This window comes from Wolbachia endosymbiont of Oedothorax gibbosus, from assembly GCF_936270145.1.
Classification (GTDB): Bacteria; Pseudomonadota; Alphaproteobacteria; order Rickettsiales; family Anaplasmataceae; genus Wolbachia.
The window spans coordinates 1,371,973-1,390,104 of the sequence record NZ_OW370537.1 but is presented as its reverse complement, the minus strand read 5'-3'; the positions used below and the strand labels follow the sequence as shown (position 1 = coordinate 1,390,104).

The following is an 18,132-nucleotide window of genomic DNA, read 5'->3' as shown; positions in this document are numbered from 1 at the left end:
AAAAACCTACAACATAAAACTTTTAGTACACATTTACCTGTATATTAAAAGAAGCATCTAATGTTAATATATAAAAACATTTATATCAAGTGTATTTTATAGCCGGTTTTGCCTCAAATGCAAACTTTACGCACAATGAAACTCAAGCACATTACTGAAAAGCTCATCAGAAGGTTTGGTAGTAGAGGCGCGCAGAGCATAGATTTAAGTTGTTTATTTTATTCCGCTGTGTATAATTTCAACAAACTCCGCGGAATAAACATATGAGTGAACCAATAATTGGCAGAGAAAAAGAAGTAGCTATTCTACAAGACAAACTTCTTTCTCAATCAGCTGAATTTATTGCTGTTTATGCGGCGTTGTGTGGGTCTAATAAAACAATTTTTTAGTAAACATGCCGATAGTTTTAAATATCCTATGTGAGTGTCATAATGAAATTTTTAAAAACTCTTTTTAACTTAACATTGTTAGTGTTTTTTATAACTCCTTCAGCTGAGGCAAGGTGGAGTAAATATGAGGATGCTCCCGTTGAGGTCAAATTTTCTAATGTTAACATTAGTGTTAATAAGGATGGTACCTATGAAGTGGAAGTTGAACAACTAATAAAAATACTCAAGGAATCTGGGCGTAACAGATTCTCTCCATATAGTGTTACTTATAATGGTGATAGTACAGATTTCACTATTCTAGGGGCTAAAACAGTTTATAACGGAGAGGAATATATAGTCACTGAAGACATGATGGAGGATAAGCCTTTGGCTAGTCCTGGCAAAGGTTTCGATCAGTTAAGGCAAGTAACCATATCATTTTCTAAAATAGAAATTGGTACCGAAGTATATTTAAGATATAAAAGTATTAACAAAAAAATTCCTGTTGATAATTTTTATAGCTTGAGCTTTTCTTATTATGGGGATTACTTCCAAGCAGAAAATGTTAGAATCAATTCTAAATTACCTCTAGAGATTAAAGTTAATGATCCAAGAAACGTATTAAAGATCGTTGAGAAAAAAAAGAATGATGTACATTCTATAAGTATTGCTTTAAAAAAAGCAATTTATAAAAACACAACAAATGAGCCACACAATGGAGTATTAAATATTAAGCACAATACTTGGGTATCATTGTCAAGCCTATCTAAGTGGGAGGATTTAGCTAAAAAATTAGCTCCTGGATATCATAGCGTCATTAATCAGCCACTTCCTGCAACTTTTACAGCTATAGCAGAATCTGCTGCTAATGAGAATACTGATGAGGAGAAAATTAATGCAGTTACTTCTTTATTGAATGAAAAAGTCCAATATATGGGAGATTGGCGTACAGTATCAGGAAAATATTTTCCACGAGATTTAAAGAAAATTGCTGATTCTCAACTTGGGGATTGCAAGGATTTTTCTGCTAGCACGGCTGCTATTTTACAAGAACTTGGTTACAAAGTTCAACCTATTTTAGTTATGAGGGGAACCACTAGCATTTCTAATTCTGAAGCATTACCTAATATGGGTAATTTTAATCATGTAATGCTCAAAGTAACAAATAGAGGTGGAAAAATATATTGGATTGATCCAACTAATACCGTCAGTATGGCACAGGGTATTTTTCCAGACATTGCTGATAGGAACGCTTTAGTACTCGATTTTGAGGAAGCGGGTTACACAAAAATTCCTGCTGTACAAGCTGAAAATTCAAAAGTGATATCCCATAGTGAATTAACTATACAAAATAATATTATAAATGAATATGGCCAAATTACTATGCAAGGAGAATCAGCCTTGAGCTTAGCAGGTGCTGGATTATATTATTCAAACGAGCAGTTAAAAGATTCTGCTTTTTATATACTAAGTGGAGTGCATCTTGACAAAGAAGAGAAGAAATCCCTAGAATTACCTGATCTTACTTCACGTAATGTAGGAGATCTTACAATTAAGTATGAATTCCAGCAAAAAAATACAGGTTTTAAGACAAACCTGGGACCTGCTTTGACTTTAGGAGATAATTGGCTTAATGATATCATAAATACAGCTTCTGACCAAATATCAGACCTTTTTATTGGTGTTCCTCAAACTAAGGAAAGCCATATGGTAATAAAAGATATCAAAATTAAAAACTGTGAAAATTTGAATTTTGAAATAGATACTCCTTGGTTATATGTAAATAGGTCATGTAAACATCAAAATGGCAGCACAGAATTAAATGATATAGTAGCTATACAGAAAAGCTTTATTACCAATGAAGAGTTAAACACTATTGAATATAAAAACTTAAAAAGCGAGCTGGAGAATAATTTCTCTAGAGCTTCTATAGTAATCAGTGAATAGATTGATTACCTTATGTGCTTGTTATTCTAAAATCTGGAAGAAAATACTTACTTAGTAGATTTGATAATTTTAAAAACTACATTTTGATTTACTGGCAACCGCTACTTATTAGCATTGCAGTTGTATAGTTTTAACTTGAAGTTAATGTTTGTACTATTATAATTAAAGAATATTCAGTGTGGAGTGTAAATGACTACTATCAGTAGACTTCTTTCAAAATTGAGGGAGAGAGAGTAAGATCAAGTATTTGGAAGCATGAAATATAAGGAAATAGAAAAGTTAGAAGGAGAAAAGTTTCGACGTTTAACGGGGGTAAAAAAATCAACATTTAAGAGAATGGTAGAAATTCTAGATGAGGAGGATAAAAGGAAAAAAGCTAGAAGTGGAAGAAAAAGCAAACTTTGTATAGAAGATAGATTACTTATGGCACTGGAATATATGAGAGAATATCGTACATATTTTCATATAGGACAAAGTTATGGCATGAGTGAAAGCAACTGTTTTAAAATAATAAGGTGGGTAGAAGACACATTAATAAAACATCCAGATTTTGCATTACCAGGAAAAAAAGATCTATTAAATAGTAATGTAGAATACGAAGTTTTGGTAATAGATGGAACTGAAACAGCAGTAGAAAGGCCAAAAAAAAGCAAAAGCGCTTTTACTCTGGAAAGAAAAAAAGGCATACTATAAAAACACAAATAGTAACAGAGAAGAAGAGTAAAAAGGTCGTATGTACATCTTTCTCCAATGGTAGAAAACATGATTTTCGGATGTTTAGAGAATCAAAGATAGCAATATTACCGCAAACTAAGATCCTAGCTGATTCTGGTTACAGAGGAATGCAAAAGATACATAAAAATGTTGAATTACCACATAGAAGATCAAAAAAGAATCCTTTATCAAAGGAGAAAAAAGCAGAAAATAGATCTCTCTCTATACGAAGAGTGGTAGTTGAAAACGTAATCGGCTTATTGAAAAGGTTTAAAATCATTTCTGACAGATATAGAAATCGACGAAAACGTTTTGGCTTAAGATTTAATTTGATTGCCTCTATTCACAATCTTACTATTACCCACAAATATGTGGTTCATGAGCAAGTCTCCATCCTTCTGCTAGATCAAAGAGACGTCTCCACCCTTTCCAAAGAGTAATTGGTCCTGGTTTTGGGTCGCTTTTTCTTGCTAAATGACCTCCAAGTTGAGCAATCCACGAAACGGCTTCTTTTATAGTAGGGGCTATACTTGGACATGGTTTTCTGTGTATTTTAACATATAAAACTTTCCATTCTTCCTCAGCTAATAAGCCAGTACATGGTAATGTTGGGTTAGTTCTTGCAATTGATGTAATAAAGAAAATTCTCCAAGCAATAATGCTCATGACTGTTAAATACCTCATTAATCTTTCTGCTGTTCCAAGTCTACATTCCTCAACTTTGAGACCAGATTTTAAAATCTTATGCAATATCTCTATTTTCCATCTCAAACAATACCAACTAATTTTTTCAACAGCTTCTTCAAAAGTACTGACCGAAAGATTTGTTAAAAGCATCCACTCTAGCGGACTTGCTCCTGGAGGAGAATTTCTTTCAACAACATGAATTGCGTAAAGTTGTAGACTGAATAATGCTGCTGGTTTATATTTTATGTGACCTTCTTTACATTTTATGTGGCTTTCATGTGGACTCATCATAAATTTTCCGAATCTAATTTCTAGAAATGCTGTCCTTTTTTGCTTATCATCTCTAGCAGGGATTTCAACTTCTACTTTTCCAGTGCAAGGAAGACCTTGGATAAATGACCATAATTTTTGCTTATTCCTGGTATACATAAATTTTTTATTTACATTTCTGTTGTGACGAGCTCTTACTAAAATTGCTGAGTTAAGATTATGTGCAAGTTCAAAAAAATCATGTATATCTGCTTCTCTGTCACATACAGTTATAACCTCTGTTTGGGTCTGATCTATAATATTATTTGTTTTCTTTAAGCTTTCTAGCCATTTCATACTTTCTTTATCCTCAATATGAACGTTACTACGATGACTCTTTAGTCTTTTTTCTTCTTCAGAAATTGGTGGCCTCGAGTAAATCTTTTGATCCAATATTCCTAGTACCAAACCTTCCGTACTAACAGCAAGGGCTGTATGCATTACTGTACCTTTACCTCCTTTCCCAGCAATACTTCCCAATCCGCTTGTTTTTTTATGACTTGAGTATGAAATATAAGTTGTATCTTGAATTACAAGGACTCTTTTATGAGCTTTTGTTCTTTCAACTGTTTTATCAATGTGTGAAGCTAGAATATCAACTTCTTTTACGTTCTCATTTTGAAAAAAACGATATGCAGCTTTTGCTTCTGACCAACTTCCGCATGCCTCATTAATTGAGCTTTCAGGTGAACCTATCACACTATTAGCAATATTCACTAATCTTTCGGTCAATCTTTTATCTCCAAGTGAAGCATCTCCAAATTCATTTTTAGCCCACTCATTACTCTCGTTTGCCATTTTTATACCATCAATATTTGCAAACTCTAATATTGTAATACTTTATTCATAAGTACATCTATATTTGTGGGTAATAGTAAGATTCACAATAGAGAGCTCCTTTCATGAATTTTGAAAGAAGTCTAGTGGTGCTTCTATAGAAAAAAATTATATAAAAAAACACTCATGGAGTGGCTTCAAGTCTGGTGTTAAGTATAGTTCCTATCTTTATCTAGGAGCTACTGTTGCTAGTTTGCTTATTAGCCTAACTGTTGTTCCAATTTTTCCATTTGCTTTACTAGCATTTAACCCTATTGCCTGGGCTATGCTTGGAGTTGCTTTTATTGTTCTATCTGGAGCAGCAATGAGCATTGCAAGTCCCTTATTTCACTGGGCTGTAGATGAAGGTAAGAAACAACCAGAAAGTGAGTTGAACAAAAATGTTGAAGTTGAAAGCCCTAGTTCTTTACTAAGTAATATTGATGTGAGTAAGAACAAATTATTCTATAGCAAAGAATATGATACTCTTGTGCACAACACGAATAATGGAAACTATACACGCTGGTTAACAAGCTACGAGATCCCGGATATTGCAAAAGCTGTGTATGGGTATGATGTTGAGCTTAACTTTGAGAATGATGTTGAATTGTTGAATCCAAGTTACAGTATAGTTTTTGATGTTATACATCCTAACATTGAGCCTACTTCTCATGAAAACATAGAATTTGCGATCGGAGGGCATTGTAAGAGGTATCAAGAGGAAGTAAAGGAGGAAGGGGGACCAAGGATAATGACCTTAATTCTAAATTTAAGCAGCCACTTTGTCACGTTAGTTACTGCATATGATAAGGAAAATGGGAATTTTAGGGCTTATTACTGCAATTCATTTGGCAGCACATTGCAAAGTGAAATATCAAATTTCCTAAAGCAAGAGTTAGGGCTGAAAGAGGAGAATATAAGAAGCTGTAAGGTAAGGCAGCAAAACAATGATTATGATTGTGGAATATATGCTTTGGAAAATGCGAATAGAATTACAGATATGATGAAAGCAGGTAAATCATTTGATGAGATTGATAAAGAATTGGCAGAATATGTTTACAAAGATCAAGAGCAAGAAGAGACACGATTGCAAGGAAAGCGAAAAGAGTTTGCGGAAGCGCTTATGAAGAGTGTAGCAGATAAGAGTGATAGTGAACTTGATAAAAAATTTAAATATTGGGGTTACAAAACTGTGAAAGAAAAAGCAGCTGTGAATTCTGCTCAATAAATGGTTTGTCTTAGATAATGGTATAAAGGCCTAAAATTGTGATTAAAACAGAAAGATTGAGTATGGAGTGTAAAACTTCTAAAATCAAAGCATGTACAACAACTTACGCGACTTCATCAAAGCCTTAGAAGAAAAAAAGGATCTGATTAGGATTAAGAAGGAAGTTTCAACAGTTCTTGAAATGACAGAAATTCATCGCAGAGTTTTGTCAAACAAAGGACCAGCAATCATCTTTGAAAATGTTGTCACAGAAAATGGCAAAAATTCGATTCCTGTTTTGGTGAATTTATTTGGTACTATTAAGAGGATTGCATTGGGGTTGAACATAAATCCTGATGAACTAAGAGATCTTGGTAAACTTCTAGCGTTTTTGCGATCACCTGAGCCACCAAAAAACTTTAAAGATGCTATAAAAATGTTTCCTTTGTTGAAAGTTGTGTTATCGATGCGAAGTAAAATAGTGAGCAAGGCTCCATGTCAAGAGGTAGTGCTAACCGGAGATGAAGTGGACCTAAGTCTACTGCCCATTCAAACATGCTGGCCGAATGAACCTGCACCACTTATCACCTGGCCGATTGTAGTAACAAAAGGATCCACGAAAGATAAACAAGATAATTTCAATCTTGGAATATATCGTATGCAGGTTGTGGATAAAAAAACAACACTAATGCGTTGGCTTGCACACAGAGGTGGCGCAACTCACCATAAGCGTTGGAAGGAAGAAGGCAGAGATATGAAATTTCCCGCTGCTGCTGTGATCGGTAGTGATCCTGCAACACTTATTGCTGCAGTAACTCCAGTGCCAGAAACATTGTCAGAATACCAATTTGCTGGGTTGCTACGCAAAAAACCGCTTGAACTTGTAAATTGTAAGACTATACCACTTCAAGTGCCAGCTCACGCGGAAATCGTTCTGGAAGGCTATGTGAGTTTGGATAGATATCAAGACGAAGGGCCATACGGAGATCACACCGGCTACTATAATTCTGTTGAGCAATTTCCTGAATTTAATATTACTGCAATTACTATGCGCAAAAATCCAATTTATCTCAGCACTTTCACCGGCAAGCCACCTGATGAACCATCGATTCTTGGTGAAGCACTCAATGAAATTTTTGTGCCCATTCTTATTAATCAATTTCCAGAGATAGTGGACTTTTATCTGCCGCCGGAAGGTTGCTCATATAGAATAGCGGTAGTGTCGATAAAAAAATCCTATCCAGGGCAGGCAAAAAGAATTGTTATGGGCATACTTTCTTTTCTCAAGCAGTTTTTATACACGAAGTTTATTATCGTTGTTGATGATGATATAAATGTACGTGATTGGAAGGAAGTGATGTGGGCAATATCAACAAGAATGGACCCTGTGCGTGATACAATCACGATAGAGAATGCACCGATTGATTATTTAGACTTTGCCTCCCCTGAAAGTGGACTTGGAGGTAAGATGGGGTTTGATGCGACAAATAAAATCCCGCCTGAAACCAAACGAGAATGGGGAAAGAAAATTGAGATGAGTGAGGAAATAGTAAGAAAAGTTACGGAGAAGTGGGAGGAATATATGGACTAGACTTCTTGCATAAAAGCAGAAAAAAGTTTGGCGTTTTTTATAATGCCGCATTAACTGATAATTGTGCGTCACAGTGCTCTCTTCTTGTCATCCCAGCACCTTCTCCTGTCATCCGAGTAGCTGACACTGGTTTACTTTATGATGATGTCATGAAAGTAGCTGACTACTTGGATCCAGAAGACAACCAAATAATAAAGGCTAGATCCCAGTGTCAGCTACTTGGATGACATCATCCTTTTTTTGGGATTCTAGCGTCACGCACTGGGATGACACCCTACTTAACCGTCATACCGCCGCGGCGCTAACAAGAGATCCCGCTGCGGGATGACGAATTGCTATGCCGCCACGAACCGTCATACCGCGATTCATTCGCGGTATCTCATCCGCTAACACGTAGCGGGATGACGATTGTCGGTGAACCTAAGTTACTTTAGCCATAAACATTAAGAAATTTACCAAACGAAAAAAAAGGCAAAAGAAGCCCTAGTCATTGTTTATTTTCAGTATCGGCGTTCTTTAAGTCTTAAACACTGCAATTTAGCTGCTTTTAAACGCAACTAACTTAAGCTATAAATGTTTAAGAAATTTACCAGCAGAAAAAAAAGACAAAGAATCCCCGGAGTAGCTAGTTATTCCACTCTTTATTTTAAAATTTGACGTTGGGTGATGTCTTAAACGCTTTATAAGCGCTTTTCAGCTTATGTGGGTAAAAACCCAAAATTTTTATAAAGACATAGTATGCACATAGTGCAAAAATTAAACAATAGTACGCCAAATACAAGTCTTCTTGTCATTTTAATCTGCACAGATTGGGAAGTTAAATAATATAGCTTCAGTTTCATGATAAGGGGCTGGCGAAGTTTGTCAAGTAGTTTTTAGCCCCGTTTCTGTGAGCTACCTGATGACACCATTGCTGCAACTAAAAACTTTCATTTAGCAGTTAAACAAGGCCAAATTTAATAGAGAGAGGATTTTTTTATTTTCTCATTCTTCTCATTTTCCTCTCTAACAATTTTTTTTCCATTTAATATGTCCTTTATTTCATCTCCTGTTAAAGTTTCAAACTCCAGTAGATTTTCAGCAATAAGCTCTAAGCCTTTCTTATGCTTGGTTAAAATGTCTTTTGCTTTTTCATAGCAAGAAGACACAACTTTCTTTACTTCTTCATCTATAAGTTTTAACGTATCTTCAGAAATTATCTCAGAACCATGTATGGTTTGTTCGCGATTGTGATAGATCGGGCCTATTTTGTCACTCATTCCCCATTTTGTCACCATAGCGCGTGATAAATCAGATGCTTGTTTTATATCCGAAGATGCACCGCTTGTGACTTTATCGTAGCCAAAAATTAGCTCTTCTGCCACTCTTCCACCCATAGCAACAGTAATATCTGCTATCATCTTTTCTCTTGTAAGGGACACTCTATCTGTTTCTGGTAGTCTCATAACTAAACCGAGTGCTCTACCCCTTGGAATAATAGTTGCTTTGTGTATCGGGTCAGAGGCAGGCATGTTGATAGCAACTACTGCATGACCAGCTTCATGGTATGCAGTCAGTCTCTTTTCCTCTTCTTTCATAATGAGAGATCGCCTTTCCACACCCATCATCACTTTATCACGTGCATATTCGAAATCGTCCATAGTAACAATCTTCTTGTTTCTTCTTGCAGCAATAAGCGCAGATTCATTCACCAAATTTGCTAGATCAGCACCTGAAAAACCCGGTGTTCCTCTTGCAACTGTTTTCACATTTACATCAGGGGCCATTGATATTTTCTTTATATGAGTATTTAATATCTTTTCACGCCCATTTATATCGGGTAAAGAAATAGTAATCTGCCGGTCAAAACGACCAGGCCTAAGCAGTGCTGGATCTAAGACATCCGGACGGTTAGTCGCAGCAATTATTATTACGCCCTCATTAGATTCAAAGCCATCCATCTCAACTAATAACTGATTTAATGTTTGTTCTCTTTCGTCATTACCACCACCAAGGCCAATGCCACGATGTCTACCCACCGCATCTATTTCATCTATAAAAATTATACAAGGAGCATTTTTCTTGCCTTGATCAAACATATCACGAACACGGCTCGCACCAACACCCACAAACATTTCAACAAAATCAGATCCAGAAATACTAAAAAATGGCACATTAGCTTCACCTGCAATTGCACGAGCAAGTAAAGTTTTACCAGTTCCAGGAGAGCCAATTAAAAGGCACCCTTTTGGTATTTTTCCACCTAATATTTGAAATTTTTGCCTTTGTTTAAGGAAATCAACGATTTCTACTAGCTCTTCTTTTGCTTCATCAATTCCGGCAACATCATCAAATGTTACTTTTTTTCCACTAGTCATGAGTCTAGCCCTTGACTTGCCAAAGCTTATAGTTCTGTTGCCCCCGCTTGTGTTTGTTTAAGAAAGAATAGCAAGAAGCCAATAAAGATAAATGTTGGGACCCATGAGATAAGTAATCCACCAATTACGCTCATGGCGGAATCTCCAGTTGAAAAGGAGAATCTCACTTTTCTATCATGTAAATTTTTTATTAGGTCGCTATATATGACACCGTTTGAATTGAAACTTGAACCATCCCTAAACTTGCCCTCAATACTCTGGTTTTTTATGACAATATTTTCTACATCATTGTCTTCTAGTCTAGTTAAAAATTCCGAAAAAGGTATAGTTGTTTTACTTTTACCTACATTTCCGCTGAACTGAATATAAGCAACTGAAATAAGAACAATAATTACTAACCAGATCAATAAGCCTTCTAAAAATTTTTTCATCGTTACTTTTAACTAGATATCAATTAAGCTTACCAGATTTTGTTTTATTACGCTATTAGTAATGCATCGAACCTTATCATCACCGGTATTTCTTCCATTATAAATTACATCAAGATAAGCAATCACTTTTTCATCTTTTTGTACTGTAGGCAAAGAATAGTAAACTTCAGAGCAATAATTACAAACTTACGAAGCCACCGACACCTTTGTTGTGTTTGCAGGGTTGCATAATATACCTTGTAGAAGTTTATTTACTATATTATCACCTGTATTGCTCGCTTCTTCATTCTCGAATTCCTTATGCTTATCATCAAACTCTTTAAGTGCTGTTGTAAAATCATTCTTGGTAATGATGACTTCTTCTCCTTCTTTATGCTTTGCAACGCGAAATTTCACTTTGCGTACTAAATTTTTTAGATCATCCCCTGAATAACCCTCAGTTTCTTCTGCAACTTTTTCAAGGCTTAGGCCTGATTCGGCTGGTGCAGTTCCCATTTGAAGACGCAATATCTTCTCTCGTGAGCTCACGTCTGGTAAAGAAATATTGATTTTCTCAGGGAAACGTCTAAGCAGCGCTTTATCTAAAACCTCTGGACGGTTAGTTGCAGCAATTACTGTTATACCTTTGTTGGAGTCAAAACCATCCATTTCATTCAATAGCTGTATTAAAGTTTTATTGTGATCTTGACTCACGCTAGAACTATCAGAAATGCGCTTTGCACCTATGGAATCTATTTCATCTATAAAGACTATACAGGGAGCCTTCTTTCTTGCTTTTTCAAAAAAGTCTTGTACACGATATACACCTTGATTAGCATACTCTCCAACAAGCTCAGAGGCCGAAATATTTAAAAAACTAATCTTAGCTTCACCTGCGATTGCACGAGCAAGAAGAGTCTTTCCAGTTCCAGGAGGTCCGTGAAAAAGATAGCCTTGCGCTGGTGTTAAACCTAATATTTTAAAATTTTCTTTCGTTTTTTCTGACATACCATCAAAAATCACTTTCAAGTCTTCTTTTAACTCATCTGAAACTATAACATCATCAAGTGTTACTTTTTTAACATCATCAGGTGTTACTTTTTGTTCAGCTGCATCTTTAACGTCATCAAGTGTTACTTTTTGTTTAGCTACATCTTTAACGTCATCAAGTTTTACTTGAAATGTTACTGTTTGCCCGGTTACATCTCTCTGTTCAGGTACATTTTTTACTTTAGGTGATTTCATTGGCTCATAAACAGCGACACATATTGCTCCAAACACAAAAAGTACAGCTGCAGTACCTGCCACTGCACAAGTTACTACGGCAGATTTTATAACTATAGGCATGAAAGATATAGTGGCAGCAGTAGCTTTAATGCTAGGCCACGTAAGATAAATAAGGTAAATAAAAGCGGTGATTGCTAGACACAGCAAAACAAATTTAAAAAACCCCCCCAAGTTATCTTCATATAATACCTCACTAAAATAAATCTTCATTATTTATCATACAAGTCTTTTTTGTATTATGCAACTAATAATGAATTGAACCTTATTACTATTGATGTCTTTTCCATCATGACTTACATAAGGATAAGCAAGCACCTTTCCATCTTTTTGCACTACAGGTAAAGAGTAGAAAACTTCAGGGCAGCAGTTGTAATCCTTCAGAAATTCAGGAACTTTTTGTGTTTTTTTTAATGGAGCAATGATAACTGAACACTCTTGATTTCCAAGTATTGTGCAGCTAAATCTGTTATCCCATTGAGTAGGTTCATTTAAAGGTAGGTTTACGGTAATTTCTTGTATCCTTGACGATTCTCTAATTATTAAGATATTTTCTCCATGTTTTCTTATTTTACACCCAGAAAGTGTGCAGTTAACATTACTATCCTTTTGCAATATTTTATTAAATATTACGATAAGGCTGTTGTACCTTGGTTTATAATGTTTACTGGCAATTGCCATTATAGAGTAAAGAAGAATTCTCAAGGCTATTTCCTCTGGCAATTGATAAAATTCACCTAGTTTAATTTCAATATAACCAAGATCATGAACATTAACACAGTTATTAAATGCAAGGCGTGTGTAGTGCATCAACGCTTTTGCAGCTCTTTTCATATGAAGGGCTGTAAGGCATATTCGTTCTGTTAAAATCCTCTGATCATCACTTGCTTTAAGCAAATTACGGTATAAAGTTCGCCTGTATTTTAAGTCGTGGTTGCTTCTATCTTCAATCCATTTTAACCGGTGAAGCTTAGCGTACTTTTCTATTTCACTACGACTAAAATTTAACAATGGCCTAAATATATAAATACCATTTAGGAAAGACTTGTAGTCCATTGATGATAATCCATCTACGCCACTACCTCGCTCCAATCTTAATAAGAACGTTTCTGCTTGATCATCTTTGTGATGAGCAACAAGTAAATATTTAACATTATTATTTTTACACCACTCTGCTAGTAACTTATACCGTGCTTTTCGTGCCTGTAACTGAATATTGCCTTTAATATTTTGCTTCTCCCAATTTAATATGAACGATTCTTTTGCTCCAAGTTCTTTTGCATAACTTACAACAAAATCAGCTTCTTTTTGAGACTCTGAACGTAACCCATGATTTACTGTTAATGCTATAGGAAGTGAAAGCTTGTTTTTTTTTGCCCAGTTAGTCATTAAGTGCAGTAAGACTATACTATCTACACCACCTGATACTGCAACTGCAACTTGATTATTATAGAAAGCAAAACTATTAACCACATTTTGAAGTAATAACTCTAATTCCATTATGTCTCTTGATGGTCAGATCTCTTACGTCTTACCGCGACTTATTTGTGGTATATATAGATCCCGCTAACAAGCAACGAAATATGACAAGTTTGTCCTTTTTTGCCAGTACCCTTTCTTTATGTCATCCCAGTGCTTGACACTGGGATCCAGGTTTTAATGCAAGAAACTATTTCTTTATTCCAGAAAATGAAAATTCCACTCTACGATTTTTAGCATGCTCTTTTTCATATTTAGAATTTCTAGAATCATCTTTTACATCAACCAAAGGCTCAGTTTCACCTTTAGAAGCAGTTTTTATTCTGTTTTCTATGTAGGGTGTACAACTAACCATAAATTTCTTAGCTGCATCTGCTCTTCTAGCGCCTAGCGCAAGATTATATTCATGAGAACCACGGTTGTCAGTATGACCAGTTAAAGTAACCTTCGCATCAGGATTGTTTTGCAGCACTTCCATTACATCAAGTAATGCATCTGCACTTACTTCAGTAATATTAGATTCATCATAACCAAAGAAAACTCTTTTATCACCTATCTGCTTAACAACAGAATTCATTTTATTTGTTGTATTTGCTCCTTTTTTTGGGCAAGAACTTACACCAGTAAGTAGTAAACAAAAACAGCACATTATAACCAGTCTACTCCACATTACTAAACCTCCATAAATTTTAAAATAGTGCGTAACTTTAATTTCAGTACCTAATATCTCCCCATATTGTAATATAGTCAAGAGAAATAAAATACTAAATACTTTTTCTACAACCTTACAATTAATTTTCTTATAATATGTGCTGGACTCTGAGTAGAAAAATCCAATATAAGGAATAAAATGTGCAATTTTTTATTGTACTTTAAGCAAATATACTTTTAACTTTATTATTAATCTATTACGATGTTAAACAGATGTTTTCTAAAATAATGAACAAATTATGAAATCTTATAAGTTTTTAGAGGGAGTATTACATAGGGTAAAGAATATCGAAAATACGCTAAAAGTACTAAACCAAAGCCAATTGAATGCAGAGGACAAAGTTGAACAAATGGGTCTTCTAGAAGAAATCAGACATGAAATTATCTCTCATGACGTAATAAAGGAATCATTAGCAGATGCTCTTGGTAACAAAAAAAGTGCAAATACTCAGCAGCTAAAGTTAATAGAGAGAATACATAAGAGCAACAGTGCTGTTCCTATTGATTTAGTAAAATCTTTGTCCAAAGCTAAAGTTGAATGCCAAAGTTTATGGAGGCTAACCAATTCTGAAACCAGTAATTTGGAAAGACTAAAAGAACGTTTTGCTGATTTAATCACACTCATTCGCGAAGTAGCTTCTATAAAATCGCAGCAATTAAAATGCTCGAAATACGACTCACTGCTTGCTGACTATGACTCTGATATCACAGAAAAGAATATAAAGGAAATATTTCCCAAGGTAGGCAAATTCTTTAGTGGAAATGTAGATAAAATAATTGAAAAGCAGAAAAAGGATAAGGTTACTAATATACAAAAAGTTGCTACTCAGAAGCAGGTTGAACTTGGCTCGTTATGTTTACAGCAAATGGGCGTTGCACTGCATGAGGTTCGTACTTCTTATTACTGCCCTACAGATTATGATGAATCTGATTTTTGTTATGGTTTATTTTCTCTTTTACGGCATAGTGGTTATGTAATTTATCAAAAATGTTTAGCGCAAAATTCTATAAGTAGTCCAATTACGAGACATGTTATGTATGAAACTCAAGGGTTATTCATGGAAAGGATGATTGGAACATCCAGAGAATTTATTGAGTTCATTCAACCACACATAAAAGAGAAATTTGCTATAAAAGGCAAAACTAACGAGAAAGTTAGCAGTGTTGAAAATTTGTACTTGATTTTCAATGAAATAAACCTTTCTTCTTTTTAAAAAATGCAGATGAATTTAGTCTGTTAGCTCATATTATGTTGAGAACTAGGTTAGAACAAGATATAATAAATGGTACATTGGAAGTCAAAGACCTGCATGATGCGTGGCTGGAAGGTATGAAGCACTATAAAATTCCAGTAAAAGCTGAAAATGAGCTAAACACTTATTTTCAAGATGAATATTGGGTAAGTGGTGTTATGGGCTATTTTCCTGTTAAAATTATAGCTTTAATTACTGCTGCGCAGATTTTCTCTTTCATTAAAAAGAATCATTACGAATCTTTAGATGCTATAATAAAAGGAGATTTTAGTTTACTTATCAGTTGGTTATCTCAAAATATATACAGTGCAAAGTGTGGCCTGGAACTGCTAAAAAAAGTAACAGGTAAGGGTTTAGACGTTGAGTGCTGCATTAGCTACTTATCTGGAAAGTATAATTTGTCTTAATAAATGATTTTCTTGAGTTGCGTATGAATTTTGTTCGAAAATTAACCGGAAAGTTTTGTAGCCTTTTCACTTTCAAAGGTTTATTCGCTAGCGATATTGCTATAGATCTTGGCACTGCAAACACTTTAGTTTATCAGAAAAATCAGGGAATAGTGCTTGATGAGCCTTCAGTTGTAGCAAGAATAAAAGAAAAAGGAAGCTATGTTCCTTATGCTTTTGGTAAAAAAGCTAAAATGATGCTTGGAAAAACGCCTGGAGAAATAGAGGCGATAAGGCCCTTAAAGGATGGAGTTATTGCTGATTTTAAAAGTGCGGAAGAAATGCTAAAATATTTCATACGCAGTGCAAACACAAAATTCACTGTTAATAAACCTAATATTATCATATGCGTTCCATCTGGATCCACGCCAGTTGAAAGGCGTGCTATACAAGATGCAGCAGAAAGTGCTGGTGCAAATGAAGTATTCTTAATTGAAGAACCAATGGCTGCAGCAATTGGAGCTGGACTTCCAGTTACCGAACCTGAAGGTTCTATGATTGTTGATATAGGAGGCGGTACAACTGAAGTTGCAATTATTTCTTTAGGTGGAATTGTTTATTCACGTTCTGCCAGAGTAGGTGGCGATATTATGGATGAAGCAATAAAATCATATATTCGTGAAAATCATAAGTTATTAATCGGTGAAACAACCGCTGAGAAAATTAAGAAAAGCATAGGTTCAGCCAGTCTGCCAGGTGAAAATAACAAAGAGGGAATGATAATTAAAGGCAGGGATTTAGTAAGTGGCATGCCAAAAGAAATGCTTTTATCAGAATACCAAGTTGCAGAGAGTTTAATAGAGCCTGTACATCAGATAATTTCTGCTATTAGGACTGCACTGGAGAGCACTCCACCTGAACTTTCTTCTGATATAGTCGATAGAGGAATAATTTTATCTGGTGGTGGTGGATTATTGCGTAACTTAGGTAAAGTTATCAGTGAAACAACAAAACTACCAGTTCGTGTTGCAGATGACCCACTTTGTTGTGTTGCTCTAGGTAGCGGAAAAGTGCTTGAAAACATGGATTATTTTGGCCATGTTTTATTCAAGCAAGATTAAATTGTTTTTGAAGGTAGTGTATCGAATTATTTTGATGGAATTATGTAATATAAATGAGATCCCAGTGTCACGCACCAAGTAATTTGAAGGCAACTTCTAGCAGGAAAGGGTATCATCCAAGTAGCGTGACACTGGAACTTGACTACAAATAAGTATGCTGTTTCGATGAAATTGTGTAATAGAAACTGGATTCCAGTGCTTGACACCAAGTTTGTGTTTATAAATTATATGCTAAAAGAATTTGAAATTGAACCTTTGTTAAAAGATAAAGCTCCGCATCAGACCAGGGCTATTGTTGCAATGTCCGGGGGAGTTGATAGTTCCGTTGCTGCAGCACTGCTACATAACCTTGGGTATCAGGTGATAGGTGTAACTCTTCAACTCTATGGCACCGACGGTGCAAGAAAGGGTGCATGCTGCGCTGGACAGGATATTTATGACGCTAAGCGCGTGGCTGAAAGTGTTGGCTTTCCTCACTATATTTTAAACTACGAGGAAATATTTAAAAAGGAAGTAATAGAGGATTTTGCAAGTACCTATATGCGTGGGGAAACTCCCATACCATGCGTGAGATGTAACCAAACGGTAAAATTTCGTGATCTATTGCAAGTTACAAAAAATCTTGGTGCGGATGTGCTTGTAACAGGACATTACGTGAGAAGATTAGAAAAAAATGGTGAGGTAAAGTTGTGCAGAAGCATTGATAAAAGTAAAGATCAAAGCTATTTTCTGTTTGCAACTACTAAGGAGCAGTTAAAGCTTTTGCGATTTCCACTAGGTGGGTTCTATAAAAGTGATATAAGAAAATTAGCAAAATATTTCAGCTTACAAATTTCTGAAAAGCCGGACAGTCAAGATATATGCTTTGTTTCCGAAAGCTATAGTAAAACAATAGCTAAATTAGCTCCACAATCCGTACAGAAAGGCAGAATTGTGGATGTAAATGGAAAAGTGTTAGGTGAGCACAGTGGCATAGTAAATTTTACAGTAGGGCAAAGAAGAGGCCTCTGCATCGCACACAATGAGCCTCTTTACGTAATAAAAATTAATACAGAGAATAATGAGGTTATAGTAGGTCCGATCAACGCATTAATGCAAAAAAAAATATTGATCAAAGAGTTAAATTGGTTAGAACAACCAAAGGAAGGTATGGAAGTAACTGTGAAGCTGAGATCATCACATGCGGGAAGTTTAGCAACAATACATTCAATTGACGAAAAAAATAAAGCCTGTGTAATTTTAAACGACGATTACTTTGGCATCAGTCCAGGTCAAGCCTGTGTAGCGTATAAAGATGAGCAAGTAATTGGCGGTGGATGGATATGTTCTTAACTGAAAGCTTTAATGCAGAATGTAAACATACAATAGACTTCTTGCATAACCATATAACAAACTTTTATTGGGAATAGAAAAAAAACTTACTTGACAAGCCTTGCCAGCCCCCTTATCATGAAACTGAAGCTATATTATTTAACTTCCCAATCTGTGCAGA

General features: G+C 35.3%; 11 protein-coding genes and 4 pseudogenes. 9 read left to right on the top strand and 6 right to left on the bottom strand.

The genetic code is table 11. The annotated features are described in order from the left end of the window. Window positions 1-263 precede the first annotated feature (263 nt). The 3 genes and pseudogenes from NBW37_RS07670 to NBW37_RS06755 form a co-directional block, all read left to right on the top strand. A complete protein-coding gene (locus NBW37_RS07670) occupies window positions 264-389 on the top strand; it encodes a hypothetical protein (protein ID WP_256466267.1) in 126 nt (41 codons plus the stop codon). Window positions 390-431: 42 nt separating this feature from the next. Continuing rightward, a complete protein-coding gene (locus tag NBW37_RS06760) occupies window positions 432-2,315 on the top strand; it encodes a DUF3857 domain-containing protein (protein WP_250296253.1) in 1,884 nt (627 codons plus the stop codon). Window positions 2,316-2,570: 255 nt separating this feature from the next. After that, window positions 2,571-3,388 (top strand): annotated as a pseudogene (locus NBW37_RS06755) (IS5 family transposase); the annotation flags it as partial. Here the strand turns inward: NBW37_RS06755 and NBW37_RS06750 are convergent. Next, complete coding sequence (locus NBW37_RS06750; RefSeq protein WP_250295910.1) at window positions 3,387-4,823, bottom strand: IS4 family transposase; 1,437 nt, start codon at window positions 4,821-4,823, stop codon at window positions 3,387-3,389. The pseudogene NBW37_RS06755 and the gene NBW37_RS06750 overlap by 2 nt on opposite strands. A gap of 232 nt (window positions 4,824-5,055) precedes the next feature. Between NBW37_RS06750 and NBW37_RS06745 the strand changes: the two genes are divergently transcribed. The 3 genes from NBW37_RS06745 (at window position 5,056) to NBW37_RS06735 (ending at window position 7,866) form a co-directional block, all read left to right on the top strand. Continuing rightward, the gene (locus tag NBW37_RS06745) at window positions 5,056-6,069 is read left to right on the top strand and encodes a Ulp1 family isopeptidase (protein ID WP_250296252.1); all 1,014 of its coding nucleotides are present in this window, start codon (window positions 5,056-5,058) and stop codon (window positions 6,067-6,069) included. Between the two features lie 91 nt (window positions 6,070-6,160). After that, complete coding sequence (locus tag NBW37_RS06740; protein ID WP_250296251.1) at window positions 6,161-7,639, top strand: UbiD family decarboxylase; 1,479 nt, start codon at window positions 6,161-6,163, stop codon at window positions 7,637-7,639. Then, window positions 7,618-7,866, top strand: a complete 249-nt coding sequence (locus NBW37_RS06735; protein ID WP_250296250.1) for a hypothetical protein — start codon at window positions 7,618-7,620, stop codon at window positions 7,864-7,866. The genes NBW37_RS06740 and NBW37_RS06735 overlap by 22 nt, the downstream gene beginning before the upstream one ends. Window positions 7,867-8,595: 729 nt before the next feature. On the opposite strand, the pseudogene ftsH reads toward NBW37_RS06735, so the two are convergent. From ftsH to NBW37_RS06710, 5 genes and pseudogenes are all read right to left on the bottom strand, one after another. Next, a pseudogene (ftsH, locus tag NBW37_RS06730) lies at window positions 8,596-10,427 on the bottom strand (ATP-dependent zinc metalloprotease FtsH). Window positions 10,428-10,439: 12 nt separating this feature from the next. Then, window positions 10,440-10,607 (bottom strand): annotated as a pseudogene (locus tag NBW37_RS06725) (tRNA lysidine(34) synthetase TilS); the annotation flags it as partial. A gap of 6 nt (window positions 10,608-10,613) precedes the next feature. Next, window positions 10,614-11,714 carry an ATP-binding protein gene (locus NBW37_RS06720; RefSeq protein ID WP_250296248.1) on the bottom strand — a complete coding sequence of 367 codons (1,101 nt, stop codon included), beginning with the start codon at window positions 11,712-11,714 and terminating at the stop codon, window positions 10,614-10,616. Between the two features lie 195 nt (window positions 11,715-11,909). Beyond that, on the bottom strand, window positions 11,910-13,190 hold the full coding sequence (tilS, locus tag NBW37_RS06715) for a tRNA lysidine(34) synthetase TilS (RefSeq protein WP_250296247.1): 1,281 nt from the start codon (window positions 13,188-13,190) through the stop codon (window positions 11,910-11,912). Window positions 13,191-13,359: 169 nt separating this feature from the next. Further along, on the bottom strand, window positions 13,360-13,839 hold the full coding sequence (locus NBW37_RS06710) for an OmpA family protein (protein ID WP_370273186.1): 480 nt from the start codon (window positions 13,837-13,839) through the stop codon (window positions 13,360-13,362). A gap of 280 nt (window positions 13,840-14,119) precedes the next feature. On the opposite strand from NBW37_RS06710, the pseudogene NBW37_RS07665 reads away from it, so the two are divergent. The 3 genes and pseudogenes from NBW37_RS07665 (at window position 14,120) to mnmA (ending at window position 17,972) form a co-directional block, all read left to right on the top strand. After that, window positions 14,120-15,540 (top strand): annotated as a pseudogene (locus NBW37_RS07665) (gluzincin family metallopeptidase). A 23-nt stretch (window positions 15,541-15,563) separates the two neighbouring features. Beyond that, window positions 15,564-16,640 (top strand): rod shape-determining protein, encoded by a 1,077-nt coding sequence (locus tag NBW37_RS06700; protein WP_250296245.1) that lies wholly within the window; start codon window positions 15,564-15,566, stop codon window positions 16,638-16,640. Window positions 16,641-16,868: 228 nt separating this feature from the next. Beyond that, window positions 16,869-17,972, top strand: a complete 1,104-nt coding sequence (mnmA, locus tag NBW37_RS06695) for a tRNA 2-thiouridine(34) synthase MnmA (protein WP_250297017.1) — start codon at window positions 16,869-16,871, stop codon at window positions 17,970-17,972. Window positions 17,973-18,132 lie beyond the last annotated feature (160 nt).